This window comes from Streptomyces sp. NPDC053541, assembly GCF_044544705.1.
Lineage (GTDB): Bacteria > Actinomycetota > Actinomycetes > Streptomycetales > Streptomycetaceae > Streptomyces.
In genome coordinates, this window is sequence record NZ_JBITXM010000006.1 from 42,118 (window position 1) to 64,770 (window position 22,653).

The 22,653-nt window shown below is 74.9% G+C and carries 23 protein-coding genes and 1 riboswitch; of the genes, 12 read left to right on the plus strand and 11 right to left on the minus strand.

All coding sequences use genetic code 11. The features are described from left to right. Positions 1-48 precede the first annotated feature (48 nt). Together ACIGW2_RS16645 and ACIGW2_RS16650 are read left to right on the plus strand one after the other, a co-directional pair. A complete protein-coding gene (locus ACIGW2_RS16645) occupies positions 49-1,839 on the plus strand; it encodes a glycoside hydrolase family 15 protein (protein ID WP_399844187.1) in 1,791 nt (596 codons plus the stop codon). A 4-nt stretch (positions 1,840-1,843) separates the two neighbouring features. Continuing rightward, entirely contained in the window at positions 1,844-2,599 is a 756-nt protein-coding gene (locus ACIGW2_RS16650; protein WP_361590148.1) for an SDR family oxidoreductase, read from the plus strand. A gap of 31 nt (positions 2,600-2,630) precedes the next feature. On the opposite strand, the gene amaP is transcribed toward ACIGW2_RS16650, so the two are convergent. The 5 genes from amaP to ACIGW2_RS16675 all read right to left on the minus strand — a co-directional run bounded on the left by amaP (position 2,631) and on the right by ACIGW2_RS16675 (position 4,972). Beyond that, complete coding sequence (gene amaP, locus ACIGW2_RS16655) at positions 2,631-3,218, minus strand: alkaline shock response membrane anchor protein AmaP (RefSeq protein WP_361590146.1); 588 nt, start codon at positions 3,216-3,218, stop codon at positions 2,631-2,633. A gap of 4 nt (positions 3,219-3,222) precedes the next feature. Next, a complete protein-coding gene (locus ACIGW2_RS16660) occupies positions 3,223-3,870 on the minus strand; it encodes a DUF6286 domain-containing protein (protein WP_391655315.1) in 648 nt (215 codons plus the stop codon). Next, positions 3,867-4,172, minus strand: coding sequence for a hypothetical protein (locus ACIGW2_RS16665; RefSeq protein ID WP_361590253.1), 306 nt, complete (start codon positions 4,170-4,172; stop codon positions 3,867-3,869). Before ACIGW2_RS16665 ends, ACIGW2_RS16660 begins: the two co-directional genes overlap by 4 nt. Before the next feature lie 122 nt (positions 4,173-4,294). Next, positions 4,295-4,486, minus strand: a complete 192-nt coding sequence (locus ACIGW2_RS16670; RefSeq protein ID WP_356062756.1) for a hypothetical protein — start codon at positions 4,484-4,486, stop codon at positions 4,295-4,297. Positions 4,487-4,516: 30 nt separating this feature from the next. Then, positions 4,517-4,972 carry an Asp23/Gls24 family envelope stress response protein gene (locus tag ACIGW2_RS16675; protein ID WP_361590140.1) on the minus strand — a complete coding sequence of 152 codons (456 nt, stop codon included), beginning with the start codon at positions 4,970-4,972 and terminating at the stop codon, positions 4,517-4,519. Positions 4,973-5,064: 92 nt separating this feature from the next. Between ACIGW2_RS16675 and ACIGW2_RS16680 the strand changes: the two genes are divergently transcribed. Next, positions 5,065-5,697 carry a hypothetical protein gene (locus tag ACIGW2_RS16680; RefSeq protein WP_399844191.1) on the plus strand — a complete coding sequence of 211 codons (633 nt, stop codon included), beginning with the start codon at positions 5,065-5,067 and terminating at the stop codon, positions 5,695-5,697. 9 nt (positions 5,698-5,706) lie between these two features. Here ACIGW2_RS16680 and ACIGW2_RS16685 read toward each other — a convergent pair whose 3' ends face one another. The 3 genes from ACIGW2_RS16685 to ACIGW2_RS16695 all read right to left on the minus strand — a co-directional run bounded on the left by ACIGW2_RS16685 (position 5,707) and on the right by ACIGW2_RS16695 (position 8,808). Then, positions 5,707-6,516 (minus strand): enoyl-CoA hydratase/isomerase family protein, encoded by an 810-nt coding sequence (locus tag ACIGW2_RS16685; RefSeq protein ID WP_391655313.1) that lies wholly within the window; start codon positions 6,514-6,516, stop codon positions 5,707-5,709. 130 nt (positions 6,517-6,646) lie between these two features. After that, positions 6,647-6,868 (minus strand): helix-turn-helix domain-containing protein, encoded by a 222-nt coding sequence (locus tag ACIGW2_RS16690; protein WP_006123601.1) that lies wholly within the window; start codon positions 6,866-6,868, stop codon positions 6,647-6,649. Positions 6,869-7,209: 341 nt separating this feature from the next. Further along, complete coding sequence (locus ACIGW2_RS16695) at positions 7,210-8,808, minus strand: ABC-F family ATP-binding cassette domain-containing protein (RefSeq protein ID WP_391655312.1); 1,599 nt, start codon at positions 8,806-8,808, stop codon at positions 7,210-7,212. A 232-nt stretch (positions 8,809-9,040) separates the two neighbouring features. On the opposite strand from ACIGW2_RS16695, the gene ACIGW2_RS16700 reads away from it, so the two are divergent. Together ACIGW2_RS16700 and ACIGW2_RS16705 are read left to right on the plus strand one after the other, a co-directional pair. Further along, on the plus strand, positions 9,041-9,931 hold the full coding sequence (locus tag ACIGW2_RS16700; protein ID WP_399844194.1) for a neutral zinc metallopeptidase: 891 nt from the start codon (positions 9,041-9,043) through the stop codon (positions 9,929-9,931). A 115-nt stretch (positions 9,932-10,046) separates the two neighbouring features. Further along, entirely contained in the window at positions 10,047-10,451 is a 405-nt protein-coding gene (locus ACIGW2_RS16705; protein WP_391655310.1) for a VOC family protein, read from the plus strand. A gap of 32 nt (positions 10,452-10,483) precedes the next feature. Here the strand turns inward: ACIGW2_RS16705 and ACIGW2_RS16710 are convergent, their stop codons facing one another. Both ACIGW2_RS16710 and ACIGW2_RS16715 read right to left on the minus strand, forming a co-directional pair. Further along, positions 10,484-11,875 (minus strand): hypothetical protein, encoded by a 1,392-nt coding sequence (locus tag ACIGW2_RS16710; RefSeq protein ID WP_399844196.1) that lies wholly within the window; start codon positions 11,873-11,875, stop codon positions 10,484-10,486. A gap of 99 nt (positions 11,876-11,974) precedes the next feature. Further along, positions 11,975-13,102 carry an alpha/beta hydrolase gene (locus ACIGW2_RS16715; protein WP_391655308.1) on the minus strand — a complete coding sequence of 376 codons (1,128 nt, stop codon included), beginning with the start codon at positions 13,100-13,102 and terminating at the stop codon, positions 11,975-11,977. A gap of 372 nt (positions 13,103-13,474) precedes the next feature. Here ACIGW2_RS16715 and ACIGW2_RS16720 point away from each other — a divergent pair, with 372 nt between their 5' ends. The 7 genes from ACIGW2_RS16720 (at position 13,475) to ACIGW2_RS16750 (ending at position 21,873) form a co-directional block, all read left to right on the plus strand. Next, positions 13,475-14,752, plus strand: a complete 1,278-nt coding sequence (locus tag ACIGW2_RS16720; RefSeq protein WP_361588526.1) for an inorganic phosphate transporter — start codon at positions 13,475-13,477, stop codon at positions 14,750-14,752. Positions 14,753-14,780: 28 nt separating this feature from the next. Then, positions 14,781-15,002, plus strand: coding sequence for a hypothetical protein (locus tag ACIGW2_RS16725; RefSeq protein WP_356062731.1), 222 nt, complete (start codon positions 14,781-14,783; stop codon positions 15,000-15,002). Positions 15,003-15,160: 158 nt separating this feature from the next. Continuing rightward, a riboswitch (cobalamin riboswitch) is annotated at positions 15,161-15,234 on the plus strand. A gap of 54 nt (positions 15,235-15,288) precedes the next feature. Further along, positions 15,289-16,266, plus strand: coding sequence for a cobalamin biosynthesis protein (locus ACIGW2_RS16730; protein WP_399844199.1), 978 nt, complete (start codon positions 15,289-15,291; stop codon positions 16,264-16,266). Beyond that, positions 16,263-17,810 (plus strand): cobyric acid synthase, encoded by a 1,548-nt coding sequence (locus ACIGW2_RS16735; RefSeq protein WP_399844201.1) that lies wholly within the window; start codon positions 16,263-16,265, stop codon positions 17,808-17,810. The genes ACIGW2_RS16730 and ACIGW2_RS16735 overlap by 4 nt, the downstream gene beginning before the upstream one ends. Positions 17,811-17,860: 50 nt before the next feature. Next, positions 17,861-19,912: a putative cobaltochelatase gene (locus ACIGW2_RS16740; RefSeq protein ID WP_399844203.1), complete on the plus strand. Its 2,052-nt coding sequence runs from the start codon at positions 17,861-17,863 to the stop codon at positions 19,910-19,912. Then, entirely contained in the window at positions 19,913-20,521 is a 609-nt protein-coding gene (gene cobO, locus ACIGW2_RS16745) for a cob(I)yrinic acid a,c-diamide adenosyltransferase (protein WP_356062725.1), read from the plus strand. Beyond that, positions 20,515-21,873: a cobyrinate a,c-diamide synthase gene (locus tag ACIGW2_RS16750; RefSeq protein ID WP_391655303.1), complete on the plus strand. Its 1,359-nt coding sequence runs from the start codon at positions 20,515-20,517 to the stop codon at positions 21,871-21,873. Before cobO ends, ACIGW2_RS16750 begins: the two co-directional genes overlap by 7 nt. A 2-nt stretch (positions 21,874-21,875) precedes the next feature. Here the strand turns inward: ACIGW2_RS16750 and ACIGW2_RS16755 are convergent, their stop codons facing one another. Continuing rightward, a complete protein-coding gene (locus ACIGW2_RS16755; protein WP_361588536.1) occupies positions 21,876-22,652 on the minus strand; it encodes a ZIP family metal transporter in 777 nt (258 codons plus the stop codon). Position 22,653 lies beyond the last annotated feature (1 nt).

The following is a 22,653-nucleotide window of genomic DNA, read 5'->3' on the forward strand; positions in this document are numbered from 1 at the left end:
CCACCGCCTCCTGATTGACCGTCCCCGCTTCCGGGAACAGCCCAAAGCGTGACGCAACGTATCGACGACTACGCCCTGATCGGCGATCTCCAGACCGCCGCGCTCGTCGGCCGCGACGGGTCGGTCGACTGGCTGTGTCTGCCCCGCTTCGACTCCGCCGCCTGCTTCGCCGCCCTGCTCGGCGACGAGGACAACGGGCACTGGCGGATCGCCCCCAAGGGCGCCACGACCTGCACGAGTCGCCGTTACGCCGAGGACAGTCTGGTCCTGGAGACGCTCTGGGAGACCCGTACGGGCACGGTCAGGGTCGTCGACTTCATGCCGCAGCGCGACAAGGCGCCCGACCTGGTCCGGATCGTGGAGGGCGTCAGCGGGAGCGTCGAGATGAGCGCGGTGCTGCGGCTGCGCTTCGACTACGGCTCGGTCGTGCCGTGGGTGCGCCGCGCCGACGGGCACCGCGTCGCCGTCGCCGGCCCCGACTCGGTGTGGCTGCGCAGCGAACCGCCGGTGAAGACCTGGGGCCAGCAGTTCGCCACCTGCTCCGCCTTCACCGTGGACGCCGGCGAGAAGGTGGCCTTCGTGCTCACCTGGCACCCCTCCCACGAGCCGCGCCCGGCCCTGGTCGACCCGTTCGAGGCGCTGGAGCAGTCGCTCGCCGACTGGCGCGCGTGGGCCGCGCGGTGCACCTACGAGGGGCCCTACCGGGACGCGGTGGTGCGTTCCCTGATCACCCTGAAGGCGCTCACCTACGCCCCCACCGGCGGCATCGTCGCCGCCCCCACCACCTCGCTGCCCGAGGACATCGGCGGGGTGCGCAACTGGGACTACCGGGCCTGCTGGCTGCGCGACTCCTCGCTCACCCTGGGCGCGCTGCTCTCCGCCGGGTACGTGGACGAGGCGGCGGCCTGGCGCGACTGGCTGCTGCGCGCGGTGGCCGGCGACCCGGCCGACCTGCAGATCATGTACGGCCCGGCGGGCGAGCGGCGGCTGCCCGAGACGACCCTGCCCTGGCTGCGCGGCTACGCCGACTCGACACCGGTGCGCACCGGGAACGCGGCCGTGGAGCAGCTCCAGATCGACGTCTACGGCGAGGTCCTGGACTCGCTGTGCCGGGCCCGGGAGGCGGGCATCCCGGCCGAGCGGCACGCCTGGAACCTCCAGCTGAGCCTGCTCGGCTTCCTTGAGTCGACCTGGCGGGAGCCGGACGAGGGCCTGTGGGAGGTGCGCGGCGGGCGCCGGCACTTCGTGCACTCCAAGGTGATGGCCTGGGTGGCGGCGGACCGGGCGGTGCGCACCCTGGAGGAGGATCCGTCGCTGCCGGGGGACCCGGCGCGCTGGCGGGCGATGCGGGACGAGATCCACGCGGAGGTGTGCGCGAAGGGCTTCGACCCGGAGCGGAACACCTTCACGCAGTTCTACGGCTCGCGCGAGCTGGACGCGGCGACGCTGCTGATCCCCCGGGTGGGCTTCCTGCCGCCGGACGACCCGCGGGTGGTGGGCACGGTCGACGCGGTGCGGGCGGAGCTGACGCACGACGGCTTCGTGCGCCGCTACTCGACGGCGGGGCCCTCGGTGGACGGACTGCCGGGCGAGGAGGGCACGTTCCTGGTGTGCTCGTTCTGGCTGGCGGACGCGCTGCGGATGACCGGCCGGGTGAAGGAGGCGCGGGAGCTGTTCGACCGGCTGGTCGGGCTGTGCAGCGACGTGGGGCTGCTGGCCGAGGAGTACGACCCGGCGTCGGGCCGTCAGCTGGGGAACTTCCCGCAGGCCTTCAGCCACATCGGCCTGGTGGGCAGCGCGCTGGCGCTGGCCGCCGAGGAGGGCGACGCGGCAGGATAGGTCCATGGATCTTGGACTGAAGGACCGTGTGTACGTGGTGACCGGCGCGACCCGCGGCCTGGGCCGGGCCTCGGCGGAGGCGCTGCTCGCGGAGGGCGCGAAGGTGCTGCTCACCGGGCGCGAGGAGAAGAGCGTCGCCGACGCGGTGGCCGCGCTCGGGCCGGACGCGGCGGGCGTGGCGGCGGACAACGCCGACCCGGGCACGCCGGAGCGGCTGATCGCGGAGGCCCGGGCCCGGTTCGGCGGCTTCGACGGCGTCCTGATCAGCGTGGGCGGCCCGGCGCCGGGCTTCGCCGCGGACAACACGGACGAGCAGTGGGCGGCCGCCTTCGAGACGGTGTTCCTGGGCGCGGTGCGGCTGGCCCGGGCGGCGGCGGAGACGCTGCCGGAGGGCGGGGTCATCGGCTTCGTGCTGTCCGGTTCGGTGCACGAGCCGATCCCGGGTCTGACCATCTCCAACGGGCTGCGCCCGGGGCTCGCGGGCTTCGCGAAGTCGCTCGCCAACGACCTGGGGCCGCGCGGCATCCGGGTGGTCGGGCTGCTGCCGAGCCGGATCGACACCGACCGGGTGCGGCAGCTGGACGCGCTGTCCGGGGACGCGGACGCGGCGCGGACGGCGAACGAGGCGACGATCCCGCTGCGCCGCTACGGCACCCCGGAGGAGTTCGGCCGCACGGCCGCGTTCCTGCTCTCCCCCGCCGCCTCGTATCTGACGGGCGTGATGCTGCCGGTGGACGGCGGGGCACGCAGCGGCTTCTGAGCCCGTGCGCCGGACGGGATCCGGCGGACCGTCAGGCCACCCGGCGCGCGCGGTGCCTGACCGCGCGCAGCCGGGCCTCGGTGGGCAGCGCGGGCAGGCCGGTGGAGCCGCGCGCGTGGGCGAGGGCCTCGTCGGACAGCGCGGTGAGGGTCTCGGCCGGGGAGGCGTGCGGCTCCAGGAGCAGGGCCATCCGGGTGCGCGGGGCGGTGCGGCGGCCGGTGAGCGCGACCTTGGCGCGGGCGACGCCCTCCTGGGCGGTGGCGTCGGCCTCCAGGACGGTCTCCAGGGCCCGGCCGCGCAGCACGGCCTCCTCGCCGTCGCCGCTGTCGACGAGCACCTCGCGGAGCCGGGCCCGGCGGAACTGGGCGATCAGCCACCACAGGCCGAGCAGCACGAGGACGCCGAGCACCGCGATGACCACCGGCCACCACCAGCCCTCGGCGCGCCAGTGCTGCCGCTGGGAGCGGGTGAGCAGCACGTCGTCGGGGCCCGACCAGGGCCACCAGGAGGGCACGGACAGGTCGAGGGCGGCGGCGAGCACGGCCCCGCCGCCGACCACGAGGAGCAGTCCGGCGAGGGCGAGCACGATCCGGTTGACGCGCCGGAGCACCACGGTCACCGGGTCACCCCTTCCTGGGCGGGCGGGCCACCCGTACCGAGGGGACCGGCGGGTGCGCGAGCCCCAGTTCGTCGATGGCGCCGGCCAGGACGGTCTCCAGGTCGGCGCGGACCTCGTCGAGTTCGCGGAAGTGGGAGACGGCCCGCAGCCGCACCTTGCGGCGGCCCATCCCGACCCGTACGGACTGCACGCCGGAGACCTCCATGGCGCGGTCGCGCAGGGCGAGGGCGGCGGCCTCCCGGTCGAGTCCGGCGCGGACGTCGGCGTGTTCGCGGCGCATGGGGAGCACCGCGCGCAGGCCGGGGGTGAGCGCGAGGACGAGGAGCCAGAGGCCGAGGGCGACGGCGACGGCGGCGCCGACGAGCACCAGGGTGTCGTCGAGCGGGCGGGTCGCAAGGTCCTCGGCGAGGGAGCGCCGCCAGGCCATGGCGGTGTGCTCGGCGCGCACGGCTGCGACGTCGTAGAGGAGCAGTCCGGTGGCGCCGAGCAGGACGGCCGCGAGGATCGCGGCGGGGATCCGCCGGACGGCCCAGAAGCGGCGGACGCGCGTGCCGCGGTCCGCGGGGTCCGGGTCCTTCTCCAGGACGGGCGTGGCGCCGGCCGGGGCGCCGGGTGCGCCGGGGTCCGGTCGCCGCTGCGCTCCGGTGGTCATGCCAGTCGCCCCCGTTTCCGGTCGCGGGCCGTGTGCGCCGAGTGGAGCCGTTCGACGTGCACGGCGACCTCGTGGACCTCGATGCCGGTGAGGTGTTCGACCCGGCCGCGGACCCGGCCGCGGACGGCGCCGCACTGGCGGCCGAGGTCGGTGGGATAGTCGAGTTCGAGGCTGACCGAGACCCGGGCGACGTCCCGGTGGACGACGACCGAGGCCTGGGGCGGCCGGCCTTCCGCCGGTACGGCGGTCAGCGCCTCGCGGGCCGCCTGCGCGGCGATCTTGGCCACCACCCGGTCGGCGATGGTGGTGGCGCCGCGGGCCGCCGCGCCGACCCGGTCCGTCCGGTCGGCCCGGTCCGTCCGGTCGGCTCGGTCGGACCGTTCGGCCCGGTCGGACCGCGGCTCGGGCGGGCCCGGCACCCGGGTCACCGCCGCGGGCCGCCGCGCTCGCGGCCCCGGAAGAGGTCGCCGGCCTCCAGGTCCCCGTCGAGGAACCGTCCGGCGACGAAGCCGATCGCGCCGAGTGCGGCGACCAGCAGGAACGCGCCGAAGCCGCCGAAGTACCCGGCGAAGCCGAGCGCCATGCCGGCCAACAGGCCGACCACCGCCATGCTCATGTTGAGCCCTTTCCGCCGTGCCTCCGGTGCCTACTGGATCCGGGACTCCGGCTCCTCTTCCTCTTCGTCCGGCAGCTTCACGTCGCTGACCGCGATGTTGACCTCGACGACCTCCAGGCCGGTCATGCGCTCGACGGCCGCGATGACGTTCTCGCGCACCGCGCCGGCCACGTCGGAGATGGAGACGCCGTAGTCGACGACGATCTCCAGGTCGAGCGCGGTCTGCACCTCGCCGACCTCGGCCTTGACGCCGCGGGTCACGCCGCCGGACTTGCCGCCCCCGCCGGGGACGCGGTCGCGCACGGCGCCGAGGGTGCGGGAGAGCCCGCTGCCCATGGCGTGGACGCCGACGACGTCGCGGGCGGCGAGCCCGGCGATCTTCTCGACGACACCGTCCGCGATGGTGGTGCGGCCCCGGCCCGCGGGGTCGCCGCCGCCGCGCTTGGTCACGGGGTTCTGCTGGTCGGAGTGTGCGTTGTCAGCCATCGCCACCCGTCCTTCCCTGAGGCTTTTGCCTTGTTCGCTCACATTAAGGCGGCTTGCCCGGAATCGCGCCGGGGATGCGGCAGGCTGGAGCAATGACGACGGACCGGTTGTTGCCGCTCGGTGAGGCGGCTGACGGCGCGTGGATCGCGGAGCGGGCGGTACGGGCGGCGCTTCTGGCGGCCGCTCGCGGGGTACGGGGCGTGGTTCCGGAGCCCCCGCGGTTCCGGCTCGCGGAGGACCCGGGCGAGGCCCCCCTGCCCGTACCGCCGGGCGGGTTGCCGCCCGGGCCGCTGCGGGTGGGCCTGGACTTCGCGGCGGTGGCGGGGCGCCCGCTGCCGGCGCTCGCGGAGCGGCTGCGGACGGCGCTGTTCGAGGTGCTGGAGGGCCCGTTGGGCCTGGTGGTGACGGACGTGGACCTGCGGGTGACGGAGCTGCTCGACGCGCCGGTGGATCAGCCCGGCCCCGTTGCTCCACCCGGGGGAACCTCGCCGCCCGCACCCGGGCATCCGGCCGCGCTCGCGGCCCTCGCGGCCCCGGGGGTGGCGGCCCTGACGGACGCCTTCGGGCCGCCGCTCCTCCAGCGCCCGGACGGCGCGCTGCGGGTGGAGTGCGCGGTGACGGCGGGCCGGCGCGCCCTCGACACGGCCCGCGCGATGCGCACGGCGGTGACCGCCGCGGCCCCGGGGGCGACGGCGGTCACGGTGGTGGTGTCGGAGCTGCGCTGAGGAGGGACCTCAGTCGCCGAGGCCCGCCAGGTCGCGCAGCCGGCGGGCCTGGGCGGCGCGCTCGGCGACGCGCTGCTCCTCGTACGAGCGGCCCGAGGCGCCCTGGAGGAGCGCCTTGGTCTCGATGACGGCGGAGCGCGGTGCGGCGAGCAGGGCGGCGCTCAGGTCCCGTACGGCCGCGTCGAGTTCGGCGGCGGGCACGGCGATGTTGGCCAGGCCGATGCGCTCGGCCTCCCCGGCGTGCACGAACCGGCCGGTGGCGCAGATCTCCAGCGCGCGGGCGTAGCCCACGAGGGAGACCAGGGGGTGCGTGCCGGTGAGGTCCGGGACCAGACCGAGGCTGGTCTCGCGCATGGCGAACTGCACGTCGTCGGCGACGATCCGCAGGTCGCACGCGAGCGCGAGCTGGAAACCGGCGCCGATGGCGTGGCCCTGGACGGCCGCGATCGACACGATGTCACTGCGGCGCCACCAGGTGAACGCCTCCTGGTACTCGGCGATGAGCGCGTCGAGGTCCGCGTCGGACCCGCGCGCCATCTCCAGGAAGGACGGCTCTCCGTCGAAGCCCTCGGGCGTGAACGCCTGGCGGTCGAGTCCGGCGGAGAAGGACTTGCCCTCACCGCGCAGGACGACGATCCGCACGCTGCCCGGCAGTGACCGGCCGGCCTCCGTCAACGCCCGCCACAGAGCGGGAGACTGGGCGTTGCGCTTCGCCGGGTTGGTCAGGGTCACCGTGGCAACGGCGTCCTCGACGGTGAGCCGTACACCGTCCTTGTCGAAAACGAGCTCTGCGCGCTCGGAGTCGTCGAACGTAGTCATGGGGCGTCTCCCGGTTACGGTGCAGCACTGCATCCGATGCTAAGTGACTGCACAGTAACCACCCGGTCGACCGCACGGCCGACCGGGTGGCCACCGGGAGACCCGGTGGACCGGTCGAGCCGCCCCGATGTCAGGCCGAGGCCGCCTTCTTGCCCCGGGTCGCTCCGCCGCGTCCGCGCAGCGTGACTCCGGACTCGCTGAGCATCCGGTGGACGAATCCGTAGGAGCGGCCGGTTTCCTCGGCCAGCGCCCGGATGCTCGCACCGGAGTCGTACTTCTTCTTCAGGTCTGCCGCGAGCTTGTCGCGCGCGGCGCCGGTCACCCGGCTGCCCTTCTTCAGAGTCTCGGCCACCCGTGCCTCCTCATGGGAAGTGCGCTCTGGACTTCTCATGATCACCCCTCCCGGACGTCCTGGCCACCCATTCGACAAGGTCCGTGCCACGAGCTTGCGCCGAGCGGCGTCCGCGGCCACGAGCGGAATTGATCGTTCCGAACGCTCCGTGACCGGGCCCGCGCCGCGCTCCGGCGGGAAGTGCCAGGTCAGCGCCCCGCCGCCGGAACGGGTCCGGCGCGGGCCCGGCGGAAGGATTCCGCAGGACCCGCGCCGGAGGGTACGAGATGCTCTCACTCAGATGATGGATCACCCATGAGCCGAATGATCCAGCCCGGCACGATCAGCCCGGGCGTCCCTGGTCAGGCCAGGGCGACCAGGTCCGCGTAGTCCGCGCCCCACAGGTCCTCCACGCCGTCCGGCAGCAGGATGATCCGCTCCGGGTCGAGCGCCTCCACGGCGCCCTCGTCGTGGGTGACCAGCACGACCGCGCCCTTGTACGTGCGCAGCGCGCCGAGGATCTCCTCGCGGCTGGCCGGGTCCAGGTTGTTGGTCGGCTCGTCGAGGAGCAGCACGTTCGCCGAGGACACGACCAGGGTCGCCAGCGCGAGCCGGGTCTTCTCGCCGCCGGAGAGCACCCCGGCCGGCTTGTCGACGTCGTCGCCGGAGAACAGGAAGGAGCCGAGCACCTTGCGCACCTCGACCAGGTCGAGGTCGGGGGCGGCGGAGCGCATGTTCTCCAGGACGGTGCGCTCGGGGTCGAGGGTCTCGTGCTCCTGGGCGTAGTAGCCCAGCTTGAGGCCGTGGCCCGGGGTGACCGCGCCGGTGTCGGGCTGCTCGACGCCGCCGAGGAGGCGGAGCAGGGTGGTCTTGCCGGCGCCGTTGAGGCCGAGGATGACGACCCGGGAGCCCTTGTCGATCGCCAGGTTCACATCGGTGAAGATTTCGAGGGAACCGTACGACTTGGACAGGCCCTCGGCGGTGAGCGGGGTCTTGCCGCAGGGCGCGGGCTCCGGGAAGCGCAGCTTCGCGACCTTGTCGGAGGCCCGCACGTCCTCCAGACCGGACAGCAGGCGCTCGGCGCGCTTGGCCATGTTCTGGGCGGCGACCGTCTTGGTGGCCTTGGCGCGCATCTTGTCCGCCTGCGCGTTGAGCGCGGCGGCCTTCTTCTCGGCGTTCTGGCGCTCGCGCCTGCGGCGCTTCTCGTCGGCCTCGCGCTGCTGCTGGTAGAGCTTCCAGCCCATGTTGTAGACGTCGATCACCGAGCGGTTGGCGTCCAGGTAGAAGACCTTGTTCACCACGGTCTCGACCAGGTCGACGTCGTGGGAGATGACGATGAAGCCGCCGCGGTAGGTCTTCAGGTAGTCGCGCAGCCAGACGATCGAGTCGGCGTCGAGGTGGTTCGTGGGCTCGTCGAGGAGCAGGGTGTCCGCGTCCGAGAAGAGGATGCGGGCGAGCTCGATGCGGCGGCGCTGACCGCCGGAGAGGGTGTGCAGCGGCTGGCCGAGGACCCGGTCCGGCAGCCCGAGGGCGGCGGCGATGGTCGCGGCCTCGGCCTCGGCGGCGTACCCGCCCTTGGTCAGGAACTCGGTCTCCTGGCGCTCGTACTGCCGGAGGGCCTTCTCGCGGGTGGCGCCGGAGCCGGTGGCGATGCGCTCCTCGTTCTGGCGCATCTTGCGCAGCAGCACGTCCAGACCGCGCGCGGAGAGCACCCGGTCCCGGGCGAGCACGTCGAGGTCGCCGGTGCGCGGGTCCTGCGGGAGGTAGCCGACCTCGCCGGAGCGGGTGATGGTGCCGGCGGCGGGCTGGCCCTCGCCGGCCAGGCACTTGGTGAGCGTGGTCTTGCCCGCTCCGTTGCGGCCGACCAGGCCGATGCGGTCGCCCTTGGCGACGCGGAAGGAGGCGTTCTCGATGAGGACGCGGGCGCCGGCGCGCAGCTCGATGCCGGAAGCGGTGATCACGGTCAGACTCCAGGGCGGTGGGGAAGACGGCGGAAGGACGGCTGGGGAGGGCTTCGACGCCGCTAATGCACGGGGAGAATGGCCATGAGGCCAGTCTAACGGGCACCTGCAACTGGTTTTAGGCCACAGATCACAGGTGACCGAAGACACATGAACCCCCTGCATGCCCCACAAAAGGGGTGAAGCGCGACTCACTGCCCAATACTCGGCAGAAACGCGGAGGGCGGTGGCCATGCAGTTCGACGACGACGCCAACCTGGACACATCCGAGGTCAAGGACGTCCGGGGCAGCCGCGTTCCCGGCGGGCGGGCCACGATCGGCGGCGGGATCATCGGCGTCATCGCCCTGATCCTGGGCCTGCTCTTCGGCGTAGGACCCGACCAGCTGGGCCTGTCCTCGGGCGGCGACGAGCCGGCCGCCACCGCCTCCTCCGTCGCCCAGGTGCAGCAGAGCTGCCGGACCGGAGCGGACGCCAACACCCGCGAGGACTGCCGGATCGTGGCCGTGGTCAACAGCGTGCAGGACTACTGGCGCTCCGAGTACACCCGGCGCGGCGGCCGGTACGGCACCGCGCCGACCGTGATGTTCAGCGGGCGGGTGGGCACGGCCTGCGGCCAGGCCGGCTCGGCCGTCGGCCCCTTCTACTGCCCCGGCGACCGGCAGGTCTATCTGGACCTGGGCTTCTTCGAGGAGCTGCGCACCACGTTCGGCTCGACCGGCGGCCCCTTCGCGCAGGCCTACGTGGTCGCGCACGAGTACGGCCACCACGTGCAGAACCTGATGGGCACCCTGGCCCGTGCCCAGGACGGCCGGACCGGCGCGGACTCCAACGCGGTCCGGGTCGAGCTGCAGGCCGACTGCTACGCGGGCGTGTGGGCCCGGCACGCCACCACCACCCCGGACGAGAAGACCGGCCGCCCGCTGCTCACCCGGCTCACCGAGGAGGACATCCGGGACGGCCTGGACGCGGCGGCGGCGGTCGGCGACGACCGGATCCAGGAGCGCTTCCAGGGCCGGGTCACCCCGGAGAGCTGGACCCACGGCTCGGCCGCCCAGCGGCAGCAGTGGTTCCGGCAGGGCTACCGGACCGGCGACATGGCGCAGTGCAACACCTTCCGGTGAGCCGGCGGACACGGGGACCACGACCCACGGGGACACGGCCCACGGGTCCACGACCCGCGGGGAGCACGACCCACCAGGACCACGACCCATCGGGACGACGAAGGAGACGAGCGGCATGACCGAGGCACCCGACATCTGTCCGGCCCTGCGCTACGAGGACGCCCACGCGGCGATCAAGCAGCTCACCGAGGCCTTCGGCTTCACCGCGCACGCCGTGTACGAGGCCGAGGACGGCCGGATCGCGCACGCCGAGCTGCGCTTCGGCAACGGCATGGTGATGCTCGGCAGCACGGGCACCGGCAGCACCTTCGACCGGCTCATGGCCTCCGCCGGCCCGGTGGGCGTCTACGTGCACGTGCCGGACGTGGACGAGCACCACGCCCGGGCCGTCGCCCACGGCGTGGAGATCGTCATGCCGCCCACCGACCAGGACTACGGCTCGCGGGACTACATGGCCCGCGACGCCGGCGGCAACGTCTGGAGCTTCGGGACCTACGCCCCGGGCGCCGCGGCGGGCTGATCCCGCCCGGCGCCCGCACGGGACGACGGGGCCTACGCGCCGCCCGTGTGGACCTGGAAGGCGGCCCGGCGGACGGCCTTCGCGAGGGACGGGTCGGGGTGGGCGGCGGCGAGGGCGACCAGGACCTGGACGGTGCGGGGGTGGCCGACCGCGCGGACCTCCTCGAGCAGCGCGGGGACGGTGCCCTGTACGGCCGACTCCAGGTGCCGGACGAGCAGCGTGCCCTCGCCGTGGTCGGCGACGGCGGCCGCGGTGTCCACCCACAGCCAGGTGGCCTCCTCGCGGGTCAGCACCTCGGGCGCCTCCTCCGGGTCCGCGCCCTCGTACTCGGCGAGCCAGAGCAGGGCGTACGGGCGGAGCGAGGGGTCCGCGAGGGCGGCCCGGACCTCGGGCTCGGCCGGGGCGCCGACGACCCGCAGGGCCTCGAAGGCCAGGCCGCGCAGCAGGGCGTCCTCGCCGCGGGCGACGGCGAGGAGTTCCGCGACGGCGCTGGAGAGGGTGCGGGCGGCGAGCCAGGCGCGGTACTCGTCGCGGGCCGGTCCGGGGGTGAGCCGGGCGCAGCCGCGCAGCATGTCCTCGGCGGACTGCTCGATGTTGCCGGCCGGGCTCTGGGCGGCGACGCAGATCTGCTCCAGCTTGACCCAGACCGCCCAGTTGCCGAGCGGGGTCAGGGTGGCGTGGCGCCCGTCGGGGCCGGCGCCGAGGGTGAGCGCGCCGACGGCGGCGAGGCCCTCCAGGGCCCAGTCGAGGAGCGCGGGCAGTCCGGCGGCCGGGAGCGGCGCGGGCTCGGGCTCGGCGGGGTCGCCGGCGCCGGGCACCTCGCAGCGCTCCTCGCGGAGCTCGTCCACGCGCTGCCGCAGCAGGTCGAGCAGTCCGCTGACGGCGACCGGTCCGGCCGAGAGCTGGAGCAGCGAGAGCAGCTGGGGGACGGCCTCGACGACCTCGGCGACGGCGCCGGCGGCGACGCCCTCGGGCGCGGGGTGGACCAGCGACCAGGCGTCGAAGAGCGCGACCCAGCCGCGCAGCACGGCGGAGTCGTCCCGGTCCCAGGCCTGCAGCCGCCAGCCGGGGCGGGCGGTGTCGCCGTGCAGTTCGACGAGCCCGGCGAGCCGGGCGCGGTCCCAGCCGGCCCGGACCTGGGCGGGGGTCAGATCGAGTGCGGCGGCGGCCCGTTCCCCGTCCGGGGGTGCCGTCTCGGGCCGCCGGCCGACGGCGGCCCAGCGGGCGATCCGTACCGCGTCGGCGAGCACCGCGCGCGCCTGGAGGGCGAGTTCCGCGCGGGGCGGGGTCCCCTCGGGCGGCCGCGGCGCCGGCCGGGTCCGCCGGGCCGTCACGGCCTTTCGTGCGGTGGCGAGGGCCCCCGGACGGACGAGTCGGAGTCTGGAGTTGCGCGCGAAGGATTCATCGGGCTTTCGAGACGTCACGGAGGGCAGTCTTCCCGTTGACGGCCCGAAAGCCCAATCGGAATCGGCAGTGCCGCCGCGAGGGCACCGCCGGGCCCCCGCCCCGGCCCGGATCCGGTGTCAGACCAGCGGGGTGACGAAGCGTCGGACCGCTTCCTCGTAGCGCACCGGGTCGGCGTTCCACATGGCCGCGTGCGGGGCGCCGCGGACCACGGCGAGGTGGACCAGGTCGGGGCGGAGGTCGGCGAGGCGGCGGGAGTCGTCCCAGGGGGCGAGGGTGTCGTCGGGGCCGTGGAAGAGCAGCACCGGGACGCGCAGCGCTGCCGGGTCGGCGACCTCCCGGAGGCGGTCGCCGTGCGGTCCGGTGCGGCCCTGGGCGGCGCGGACGGCGAGCGGGAGCAGGAAGCCGGGGACGCGGCGGGCGGCGGCGAGGTGGCGCAGGGTGGTCTCCCAGTCGAGGACCGGGGAGTCGAGGACGAGGCCGCGGATCCGGTCGCGCACCCCGGAGCCGGCGGCGGCGTGCAGGGCCATCGCGGCGCCGGTGCCCCAGCCGTGCAGGATGACGTGGGTGGCGCCGTTGCGGACGGCGTACCGGACGGCGGCGTCGACGTCGCGCCACTCGGAGTCGCCGAGGTGGGCGAGTCCGTCGGGGGCGGGCGGGGCGCCGGCGTCGCCGCGGTAGGCGGGGATCAGGACGGGCAGCTGCCGCCGGTGCAGGAAGGGCAGCAGGTTGAGCGGCAGCTCGCGGGTGGTGCCGAGGCCGTGCAGGGCGATCACCCAGGTGCGGCGGGCGCCGGGCACGAACCAGGCGGGCAGGGTGCCGAGCTCGCCGGGGATCTCGACGTCCTCGTACCGCAGGCCGAGCGCGGTCTCGGGGGTGCCGCAGTGCAGCTGCGGGGTGAACCGGACCCGGGCGCCGGGGCCGAGGGTGCCGAGCTCGACCCGTTCGAGGCGGCGGACGACGGTGTCGGCGGTGTGCGGGACCCGTTCGAGGACGGGGCCGACCACCGCGTGCAGCCCCTCCGCCTCGATCCCGTAGGTGCCGCGGCGCAGGGAGGCCAGGCTGCGGGTGAGGGTGATCCGGCCGGGGCCCGTGGCGTGCACGGTGAGCCGGGGGTCGCCCGGGAAGGGGCGGCCCGAGGGCACCCCCAGGGCGGCGTCGCTGGCATACCTGCCGGCGGCCACCGCGGCCGCGCCGAGGACGGTCAGTGTGGTGACGGCCGCTGCCGTCGCTGTAGCGGGGCGCACGCTCCCAGTGTCGGCAGCCGGCCGGCGCCCTGCCACCGGGCGGCCCCTCCTTCGGGTGACGGACGTGATGTGGGTCTCGTCCGCGGGGGTCCTCCGTCCGGGGGAACCGGGCGCGCGGTGGTCCACGGGGCGATACGGGGCGGCGGCGCGGGACGCTACGCGCGTTGCGCGGGCCCTGCGCCGCAGGGCTTACCGGCAGTCGCACCCCGACCGCATCGTGGACACCAGGGGGCACGCGCGTACGAACATAAGCGGAAGCGGAACCTCCGGACACCGGATCGGGACACCATGCCGCCCGGCCCAGTTCACCTTCCGTTCACTCAGGTTGCTTACGTTCGACGCACCACTGACGCCAAACGATTGCCTGGGTAAATGGAACACATCACGCTGCTGCTCGCGATTGTGGTCGTGACAGCTCTCGTGTTCGATTTCACGAACGGTTTCCACGACACCGCCAACGCGATGGCGACGACCATCTCGACCGGCGCTCTCAAGCCCAAGACGGCGGTGGCCATGTCCGCCGTGCTGAACCTCGTCGGCGCGTTCCTGTCGGTGGAGGTCGCCAACACGATCTCCAAGGGGCTGGTCAACGAAGAGGGCATCCAGCCCGAAGTGATCCTGGCCGCGCTCGTCGGCGCGATCCTGTGGAACCTGGTGACCTGGCTGGTCGGACTGCCGTCCAGCTCCTCCCACGCCCTCATGGGCGGCCTCATCGGCGCGACCGTCGCCTCGATCGGCATCAGCGGCGTCAACGGCGAGAGCGTCGTGACCAAGGTGCTCATCCCGGCCGTCGCCGCGCCGATCGTCGCCGGCCTCGCCTCGATGCTGGCCACCCGCCTGACGTACCGCCTCGACCGCAAGACGGACGCCAAGGCGACGGAGAAGGGCTACCGCGCCGGCCAGATCGCCTCCGCCGGCCTCGTCTCCCTGGCCCACGGCACCAACGACGCCCAGAAGACCATGGGCATCATCACCCTCGCCCTGGTCGCCGGCGGCGTCCTCGCCCCCGGCTCCAACCCGCCGGTCTGGGTCATCGTCTCCGCCGGCCTGGCGATCGCGCTCGGCACCTACCTCGGCGGCTGGCGCATCATCCGCACCATGGGCAAGGGCCTCACGGACCTCCAGCCGCAGCAGGGCTTCGCCGCCCAGACCAGCGCGGCCACCACCATCCTGGCCTCCTCCCACCTCGGCTTCTCCCTCTCCACCACCCACGTGGTCTCCGGTGGCGTGATGGGCGCGGGCCTGGGCCGCAAGGGCGGGGTCGTCCGCTGGTCGACCGCCACCCGGATGTTCGTCGCCTGGGGCCTGACCCTCCCGGCCGCCGGCCTGGTCGGCGCGGGCGCCGAGTTCGTCGCCCGCCAGGGCCAGTGGGGCGTCTACCTCGTCGCGGCCTTCCTGGTCGCCTCCTGCCTCGGCATCTGGCTGGTCTCCCGCCGCCAGGTGGTCGACCACACCAACGTCAACGACGTCGAGACCGGCGCCGACGCCGCGGCCGAGCCCGCGGGCGTCGTCACCACCGCCATCGCCGCCGTCACCCCGCCGCCGGCCGGCTCGGTCGCGGCCGTCGCGGACGCGGACCTGAAGACCACCATCCCGTCCCCCAACCCCGCGGACCCCGCCGCTCCCGCGGCCCCCGCCGCCGCGGTCTGACCGCACCCACGGAACTGGAACCCCAAGCATGAAGATCGACTGGGCAGCCCTCGGCTCCGTCTTCGGAGTCAGCCTCGTGGCCACCGTCGCCCTCGTGGGCCTCTTCACCCTCGGCATCGTCGGCCTCGGCAAGCAGGAGCAGGCCGCCGCCCGCGGAGGCTCCGCCACCCTGGCCCGCACCGGCGCCTACGCCTGCTTCGCGCTCTGCGCGGCGGCCGTGGCCTACGGCATCTACCTGATCGTCGTCTGACGCTCAGGCGCTCCCCGGCCGGGCGGCCCGCACCCCGTGTGCGGACCGCCCGGCCGTCGTGTTTGTGGTGCTTCGCACAGTGACCCGGCGCAGGTCAAGGGTGAGTTGACGGCTGTTCGCGGGGCGTGGTGGACTGCCGGGGCCAATACGGCGGCAGTAGAGGAAGTCCGGTGCGATTCCGGCGCGGTCCCGCCACTGTGACCGGCCCCCAGGGGCCGGGAGTCAGGAACTCTCGCCGCCGGTCACGTCGATCCAGGGCGCGGACCCTGAGTGAGGACACAGCGCCATGCCCGGCCGCACCAGCGCCACCGGTAGTTTCGCGTACGGAGCGGCCGCAGGCCTCGCCGTCGACCTGCTCCTCGGCGACCCCCGCCGGGGCCATCCCGTCGCCGCCTTCGGCCGGGCCGCGAGCGCCGTCGAGCGGCGCCTGTACCGCGACGACCGCGGCCGCGGCGCCCTGCACACCGCCGTCTGCGCGGGCGGCGCCGTCGTGCTCGGCGCCTTCGCCGCCCGTACGGTACGCGGCAGCCGCACCGCCACCGCCGCCCTGACCGCCGCCGCCGTGTGGGCCGTCGTCGGCGGCACGACCCTGGGCCGGGAGGCCCGCGCGATCGGCGGGGCGCTCGCCGCCGGCGACCTGGAGGTCGCCCGGGAGCGCATGCCGCACCTGGTCGGCCGCGACCCGCAGGCGCTCGACGGGCCCGCGATGGCCCGCGCGGTCGTCGAGTCGGTCGCCGAGAACACCTCCGACGCCGTCGTCGGCGCCCTCTTCTGGGGCGCGGTCGCCGGCGTGCCCGGACTGCTCGGCTTCCGCGCCGTGAACACCCTCGACGCCATGGTCGGCCACAAGTCGCCGCGCTACCGGCGCTACGGCTGGGCCTCCGCCCGCCTCGACGACCTGGCCGGCGCGCCCGGCGCCCGGCTCACCGCCGCCCTCGCCACCCTCGCCGGCGGCAACCCGCGCGGGGCGCTGCGCGCCTGGCGGCGCGACGCCGGCAAGCACCCGAGCCCCAACGCCGGCCCGGTGGAGGCCGCGTTCGCGGGGGCGCTCGGGGTACGGCTCGGGGGGACGCTCTCGTACGGCGGACGGGTCGAGCACCGGCCCGTCCTCAACGCGGAGGGGCGACCCGTGGAGGTCGCCGACATCGAGCGGGCCGTCCGGCTCTCCCGCCGGGTGACCTGGCTGACCCTGGCCGCCTGCGTGGGCGGCCGGATCCTGACGGACAGTGTTTTCAACGGCACGGTGAAGCGGAGGACGAAGTGAGGGGTGGGGGGCTGCTCGTCGCCGGGACGACCTCCGACGCGGGCAAGAGCGTCGTCACGGCCGGCATCTGCCGGTGGCTGGTCCGGCAGGGCGTCAAGGTGGCGCCGTTCAAGGGACAGAACATGTCCCTCAACTCCTTCGTCACGCGGGAAGGGGCGGAGATCGGGCGCGCCCAGGCCATGCAGGCGCAGGCCGCCCGGGTCGAGCCGACGGCGCTGATGAACCCGGTGCTGCTCAAGCCCGGCAGCGACCGCTCCAGCCAGGTCGTGCTGATGGGCAAGCCGGTCGGCGAGCTGAGCGCCCGCGGGTTCTTCGGGGGGCCCGGGGGGTCGTCCCCCGGGAAGATGCTGCACGGGGGCCGGCAGAAGGAGCTGTTCGAGCCGGTGCTGGCCTGCCTGGAGGAGCTGCGCGCCACCCATGACGCGGTGATCTGCGAGGGCGCGGGCAGCCCGGCCGAGATCAACCTGCGGCGCACGGACATCGTCAACATGGGCATCGCGCGGGCCGCGCGGCTCCCCGTCGTCGTGGTCGGCGACATCGACCGGGGCGGGGTGTTCGCCCAGTTCTTCGGCACGACGGCGCTGCTCGCGCCCGAGGACCAGGAGCTGGTGGCCGGCTACCTGGTGAACAAGTTCCGCGGCGACGTGACCCTGCTCGAACCCGGGCTCGACATGCTGCACGGCCTGACCGGGCGGCGGACCTTCGGCGTCCTGCCGTACGCGCACGGCCTCGGCATCGACGAGGAGGACGGCCTGCGGGTCTCGCTGCGCGGCGCGGTCCGCGAGTCGGTCGTGGCGCCGCCGGTCGGCGCGGACGTGCTGCGGGTCGCCGTCTGCGCCGTCCCGCTGATGTCCAACTTCACGGACGTGGACGCGCTGGCGGCCGAGCCGGGCGTGATCGTGCGGTTCGTGGACCGCCCGGAGGAGCTGGCCGACGCCGACCTGGTCGTGGTGCCCGGCACCCGCGGCACGGTCAAGGCGCTCGCCTGGCTGCGCGAGCGCGGCCTCGCCGACGCGCTCGCCCGCCGGGCCCCCGAGGGCCGCCCCGTGCTCGGCATCTGCGGCGGCTTCCAGGCCCTCGGCGAGCAGATCGACGACGAGGTCGAGTCGAGGGCGGGCACCGTCGACGGTCTCGGCCTGCTGCCCGTACGGGTCCGGTTCGCGCCCGAGAAGACGCTGGCCCGGCCGGTCGGCGAGGCGCTCGGCGAGCGGGTCGAGGGCTACGAGATCCACCACGGCGTGGCCGAGGTGCTGGGCGGCGAGGCCTTCCTGGACGGCTGCCGGGTCGGCGCCGTCTGGGGCACCCACTGGCACGGCTCCCTGGAGAGCGACGGCTTCCGCCGGGCCTTCCTGCGCGAGGTGGCGGCGGCGGCCGGCCGGGCCTTCGTGCCGGCCCCCGACACCTCGTTCGGCGCGCTGCGCGAGGAGCAGCTCGACCGCCTCGGCGACCTGATCGAGGAACACGCCGACACCGGCGCGCTGCTCCGCCTGATCGAGAAGGGCGCGCCCGCGGGGCTGCCGTTCGTGCCGCCGGGGGCGCCGTGAGCAGCCGCCCGGTCCCGGCATCCGTACCCACCGAAGGAGCGAACCCCCCGATGAGCACCCGCTATCCGTTCACCGCCGTCGTCGGCATGGACGACCTGCGGCTCGCGCTGCTGCTGAACGCCGTGTCTCCGGCGGTGGGCGGTGTGCTGGTCCGGGGCGAGAAGGGGACCGCGAAGTCGACCGCCGTGCGCGCGCTCGCCGAGCTGCTGCCCGAGGTGACGGTGGTCGCGGGCTGCCGGTTCAGCTGCGACCCGGCCTCGCCCGACCCGGGCTGCCCGGACGGGCCGCACGGGGCGGAGGCCCAGGGGGCACGACCCGCGCGGATGGTCGAGCTGCCCGTCGGCGCGTCCGAGGACCGGCTCGTCGGGGCGCTCGACATCGAGAAGGCGCTCGCCGAGGGCGTGAAGGCCTTCGAGCCGGGGCTGCTCGCGGCCGCGCACCGGGGGATCCTCTATGTCGACGAGGTCAATCTGCTCAGCGATCACCTGGTGGACCATCTCCTCGACGCCGCCGCCATGGGACAGTCGCACGTCGAGCGCGAGGGCGTCTCCGTACGGCACGCCGCCCGCTTCCTGCTGGTGGGCACCATGAACCCCGAGGAGGGCGAGCTGCGGCCGCAGCTGCTCGACCGGTTCGGGCTGACCGTGGAGGTCGCGGCCTCGCGGGAGCCCGAGCAGCGGGTGGAGGTCGTCCGACGGCGGCTGGCGTTCGAGGACGACCCGGCCGCGTTCGCCGCGCGCTGGGCCGACGAGGAGGCCGCGCTGCGCGCGCGGATCGTCGCCGCCCAGGAGCTGCTGCCGAAGGTGGTGCTCGGGGACGCGGCGCTGCTCCAGATCGCCGCGACCTGCGCCGCGTTCGAGGTGGACGGCATGCGCGCCGACATCGTGATGGCCCGGACGGCGACCGCACTTGCCGCGTGGGCGGGACGGACGGAGGTCACCTCCGAGGACGTGCGGCAGGCGGCCCTGCTCGCGCTCCCCCACCGACGCCGGCGCAACCCCTTCGACGCGCCCGGCCTTGACCAGGACAAGCTCGACGAGACCCTGGAGCAGTTCAAGGGCGAGGAGCCGGACGAGGACCCGGACGGGCCGGGGGACGGCGGCCCCGGGGGCGGCGGGGGCGGCGGGGGCGGTATCCCGCCGCAGGGCGAGGGTCCCGACGGGCCCGCGCCCGAGTCCGCCGAGGCCCCGGAGAGCGCCCCCGAGAGCGCCCCCGCGCCGCAGGGCCCCGGCTCCGGCTCCGGCTCCGGTGAGCGCGCCGCCGTCAAGGCCGCCGAGCCCTTCCGCACGAAGATGTTCAGCGTGCCCGGACTCGGCGAGGGCGCGGCCGGGCGGCGGTCGCGGGCCCGGACCGAGCACGGCCGGACCACCGGCGCGACCCGCCCCCGGGGGGCGCTGACCAAACTGCACCTGTCCGCGACCGTGCGGGCCGCCGCCCCGCACCAGAAGGCGCGCGGGCGCGACGGCCGCGGTCTGGTGGTGCGCCGGGACGACCTGCGGCAGGCGACCCGCGAGGGCCGCGAGGGCAACCTGGTGCTCTTCGTGGTGGACGCCTCCGGGTCGATGGCGGCCCGGCAGCGGATGGGCGCGGTGAAGGGCGCCGTCCTCTCGCTGCTGCTCGACGCCTACCAGCGGCGCGACAAGGTCGGTCTGGTCACCTTCCGGGGCCGGGCGGCGGACCTGGCGCTGCCGCCGACCTCGTCGGTGGACGCGGCGGCGGCCCGTCTGGAGCAGCTGCCGACCGGTGGGCGCACCCCGCTGGCGGCCGGGCTGCTCAAGGCGCACGACGTGCTGCGCGTGGAGCGGCTGCGCGATCCGTCGCGGCGGCCGCTGCTGGTCGTGGTGACCGACGGGCGGGCCACCGGTGGCGGCGCGGACCCGGTGGCGCTGGCCGCGCGGGCGGCGCGGCTGCACGCCGCCGACGGCACGGCCGCGGTGGTCGTGGACTGCGAGACGGGACCGGTGCGGCTGGGCCTCGCCGGGAACCTCGCGCGTGAACTCGGCGGCACCGCCGTCACCCTGGACGAGCTGCGCGCCGACTCGATCGCCGGGCTGGTCAGGGACGTACAAGGCAATCACTCTGCGACCAGGAGGGCCGCGTAAATGCCCAAGGGACAGCCGACCGTCGTTCCGGACGACGGCCTCACCACCCGTCAGCGCCGCAACCGTGCCCTGGTGATGGTGCACACGGGCGTCGGCAAGGGGAAGTCGACCGCCGCCTTCGGCATGGCGCTGCGGGCCTGGAACCAGGGCTGGCCGATCGGGGTGTTCCAGTTCGTGAAGTCCGCCAAGTGGCGGGTGGGCGAGGAGAACGCGCTGAAGGCGCTGGGCGAGACCGGCAAGGGCGGCACGGTCGTCTGGAACAAGATGGGCGAGGGCTGGTCCTGGATCCAGCGCGAGGTCGCCGAGGGCGAGCAGTCGCATGAGGAGAAGGCGCGCGAGGGCTGGGAGCAGGTGAAGCGGGACCTGGCCGAGGAGAAGTACAAGTTCTACGTCCTCGACGAGTTCGCGTACCTGCTGCACTGGGGCTGGATCGACACGGCCGAGGTGGTCGAGGTGCTCGCGAACCGGCCGGGTCAGCAGCACGTGGTCATCACCGGCCGGAACGCGCCGCAGGAGCTGGTGGACTTCGCGGACCTGGTGACGGACATGTCGAAGGTGAAGCACCCGATGGACGCGGGTCAGAAGGGCCAGCGGGGCATCGAGTGGTAGCACGTCTCGTCATCGCCGCGCCGTCCTCGGGCGCGGGCAAGACCACGGTCGCGACCGGTCTGATGGCCGCGTTCGCCGGCCGCGGGCTCGCGGTCTCGCCGCACAAGGTGGGCCCGGACTACATCGATCCGGGCTACCACGCGCTGGCGACCGGCCGTCCGGGCCGGAACCTCGACGCGTACATGTGCGGCCCCGACCGGATCGCGCCGCTGTTCCGGCACGGGGCGCGGGGCTGCGACCTGGCGGTCGTCGAGGGCGTGATGGGCCTGTACGACGGGGCCGCGGGCCAGGGCGAACTGGCCTCCACCGCGCAGGTGGCGAAGCTCCTGAGGGCGCCCGTGGTGCTGGTGGTGGACGCCTCCTCGCAGTCGCGGTCGGTGGCGGCGCTGGTGCACGGCTTCGCGTCCTGGGACCCGGAGGTGCGCCTGGGCGGGGTGATCCTGAACAAGGTCGCCACCGACCGGCACGAGGCGCTGCTGCGGGAGGCCCTGGAGGAGTCCGGGGTGCCGGTGCTTGGCGTGCTGCGGCGGGCGCCCGCGGTGGAGACGCCCTCGCGGCACCTGGGTCTGGTGCCGGTGGCGGAGCGGCAGGCGCAGGCGGTGGCGGCGGTGGCCGCGCAGGCCGAGCAGGTGCGGGCCGGGTGCGACCTGGAGGCGCTGCTCGCCCTGGCGCGCAGCGCGCCGGAGCTGTCCGGGGAGCCGTGGTCGGCGCAGGTCGTGGAGCCTTCGCCGGGCGGGGCCCGGCCGGTGGTGGCGGTCGCCGGCGGGGCGGCGTTCACCTTCTCGTACGCCGAGCACACCGAGCTGCTCGCGGCGGCCGGCGCGGAGGTCGTGACCTTCGATCCGCTGCGCGACGAGGCGCTGCCGGAGGGCACGCGCGGCCTGGTCGTCGGGGGCGGTTTCCCGGAGGTGTACGGCGAGGAGCTGTCGGCGAATTCGGCGCTGCGGACGGCGGTGGCGGGGCTCGCGGCCTCGGGCGCGCCGGTCGCGGCGGAGTGCGCGGGGCTGCTGTATCTGGCGCGTTCGCTCGACGGACGCCCGATGTGCGGGGTCCTGGACGCGGACGCGCGGATGTCGCCGCGGCTGACGCTGGGCTACCGGGACGCGGTGGCGGTGAGCGACAGTGTGCTGGCGGCGGCCGGGACCCGGATGCGGGGGCACGAGTTCCATCGCACGGTGATCGAGCCGGGGGCCGGGGAGCGGCCCGCCTGGGGGCTGCGGCAGCCGGAGCCGAGGGTGGAGGGCTTCGTGCGGGGCGGGGTGCACGCCAGTTACGTGCACACGCACTGGGCGGGGGCCCCGGAGGCCGCCGCGCGGTTCGTGGCGCACTGCGCGGGCGGGCCGGCCGCGTGAGGTCAGCCGCCGGAGAGGCCCACCACGAGCCAGATGAAGGCGGCGCCGGCGACCGTGCAGAGCAGGGTGGTGCGGGCCGGGTGGGTGTGGTGGGCCTCGGGGAGGATCTCGGCGGCGGCGAGGTAGAGCAGGGCGCCGCCGAAGAAGCCGAGATAGCTGCCGAGGAGTTCCTCCGGAAGGGTGAGGAGGGTGGCGAGGCCGGCGCCGGCGATCGGGGCGACCGCGTCGGCGACGAGCATGGCGACGGCCTTGCGGCGGTCGTTCCCGTACACGCTGGTGAGCGTGTAGGTGTTGAAGCCGTCGGCGAAGTCGTGGGTGATGACGGCGAGCGCGACGGTGACGCCCATGCCGCCGCTGACCTGGAAGGCGGCGCCGAGGGCGATGCCGTCCATGAGGCTGTGCAGGACCATGGCGGCGGCCGCGACGAGTCCGACCTCGGGGGTGCGCCCGGGGGTCTGCTCCCCCGCGCCGGCCGGGGTGCCCTCGGGGGCCTTCTGCCCGGTCTCGGCGCCGTGGGCGGCGCGGCGGGTGGCGAGGAGGCGTTCCACCACGTGGGCGAAGAGGAAGCCGCCGACGAAGAGCAGCAGGGCCTGCGGGACGCCGAAGAGGGGACGTCCGGCGGCCTCCATGGCCTCCGGCAGCAGGTCGAGTCCGACCACGCCGAGCATCAGGCCGCCGGCGAGGCCGAGGACGAGGTGGCGTCGGTCGGTGACGCGCTGGGCCGTCCAGCCGCCGAACAGCGTCATGAGGAACGCGCCGAGCGCGACGACTACAGCCATG

Coding starts and splice junctions, on each gene's coding strand:
- ACIGW2_RS16650 (WP_361590148.1), top strand. CDS start 1,844: ATGGATCTTGGACTGAAGGACCGTGTGTACGTGGTGACCGGCGCGACC.
- ACIGW2_RS16660 (WP_391655315.1), bottom strand. CDS start 3,870: ATGACCACCGGAGCGCAGCGGCGACCGGACCCCGGCGCACCCGGCGCC.
- ACIGW2_RS16670 (WP_356062756.1), bottom strand. CDS start 4,486: ATGAGCATGGCGGTGGTCGGCCTGTTGGCCGGCATGGCGCTCGGCTTC.
- ACIGW2_RS16675 (WP_361590140.1), bottom strand. CDS start 4,972: ATGGCTGACAACGCACACTCCGACCAGCAGAACCCCGTGACCAAGCGC.
- ACIGW2_RS16680 (WP_399844191.1), top strand. CDS start 5,065: ATGACGACGGACCGGTTGTTGCCGCTCGGTGAGGCGGCTGACGGCGCG.
- ACIGW2_RS16685 (WP_391655313.1), bottom strand. CDS start 6,516: ATGACTACGTTCGACGACTCCGAGCGCGCAGAGCTCGTTTTCGACAAG.
- ACIGW2_RS16700 (WP_399844194.1), top strand. CDS start 9,041: ATGCAGTTCGACGACGACGCCAACCTGGACACATCCGAGGTCAAGGAC.
- ACIGW2_RS16705 (WP_391655310.1), top strand. CDS start 10,047: ATGACCGAGGCACCCGACATCTGTCCGGCCCTGCGCTACGAGGACGCC.
- ACIGW2_RS16720 (WP_361588526.1), top strand. CDS start 13,475: ATGGAACACATCACGCTGCTGCTCGCGATTGTGGTCGTGACAGCTCTC.
- ACIGW2_RS16725 (WP_356062731.1), top strand. CDS start 14,781: ATGAAGATCGACTGGGCAGCCCTCGGCTCCGTCTTCGGAGTCAGCCTC.
- ACIGW2_RS16730 (WP_399844199.1), top strand. CDS start 15,289: ATGCCCGGCCGCACCAGCGCCACCGGTAGTTTCGCGTACGGAGCGGCC.
- ACIGW2_RS16740 (WP_399844203.1), top strand. CDS start 17,861: ATGAGCACCCGCTATCCGTTCACCGCCGTCGTCGGCATGGACGACCTG.
- cobO (WP_356062725.1), top strand. CDS start 19,913: ATGCCCAAGGGACAGCCGACCGTCGTTCCGGACGACGGCCTCACCACC.
- ACIGW2_RS16755 (WP_361588536.1), bottom strand. CDS start 22,652: ATGGCTGTAGTCGTCGCGCTCGGCGCGTTCCTCATGACGCTGTTCGGC.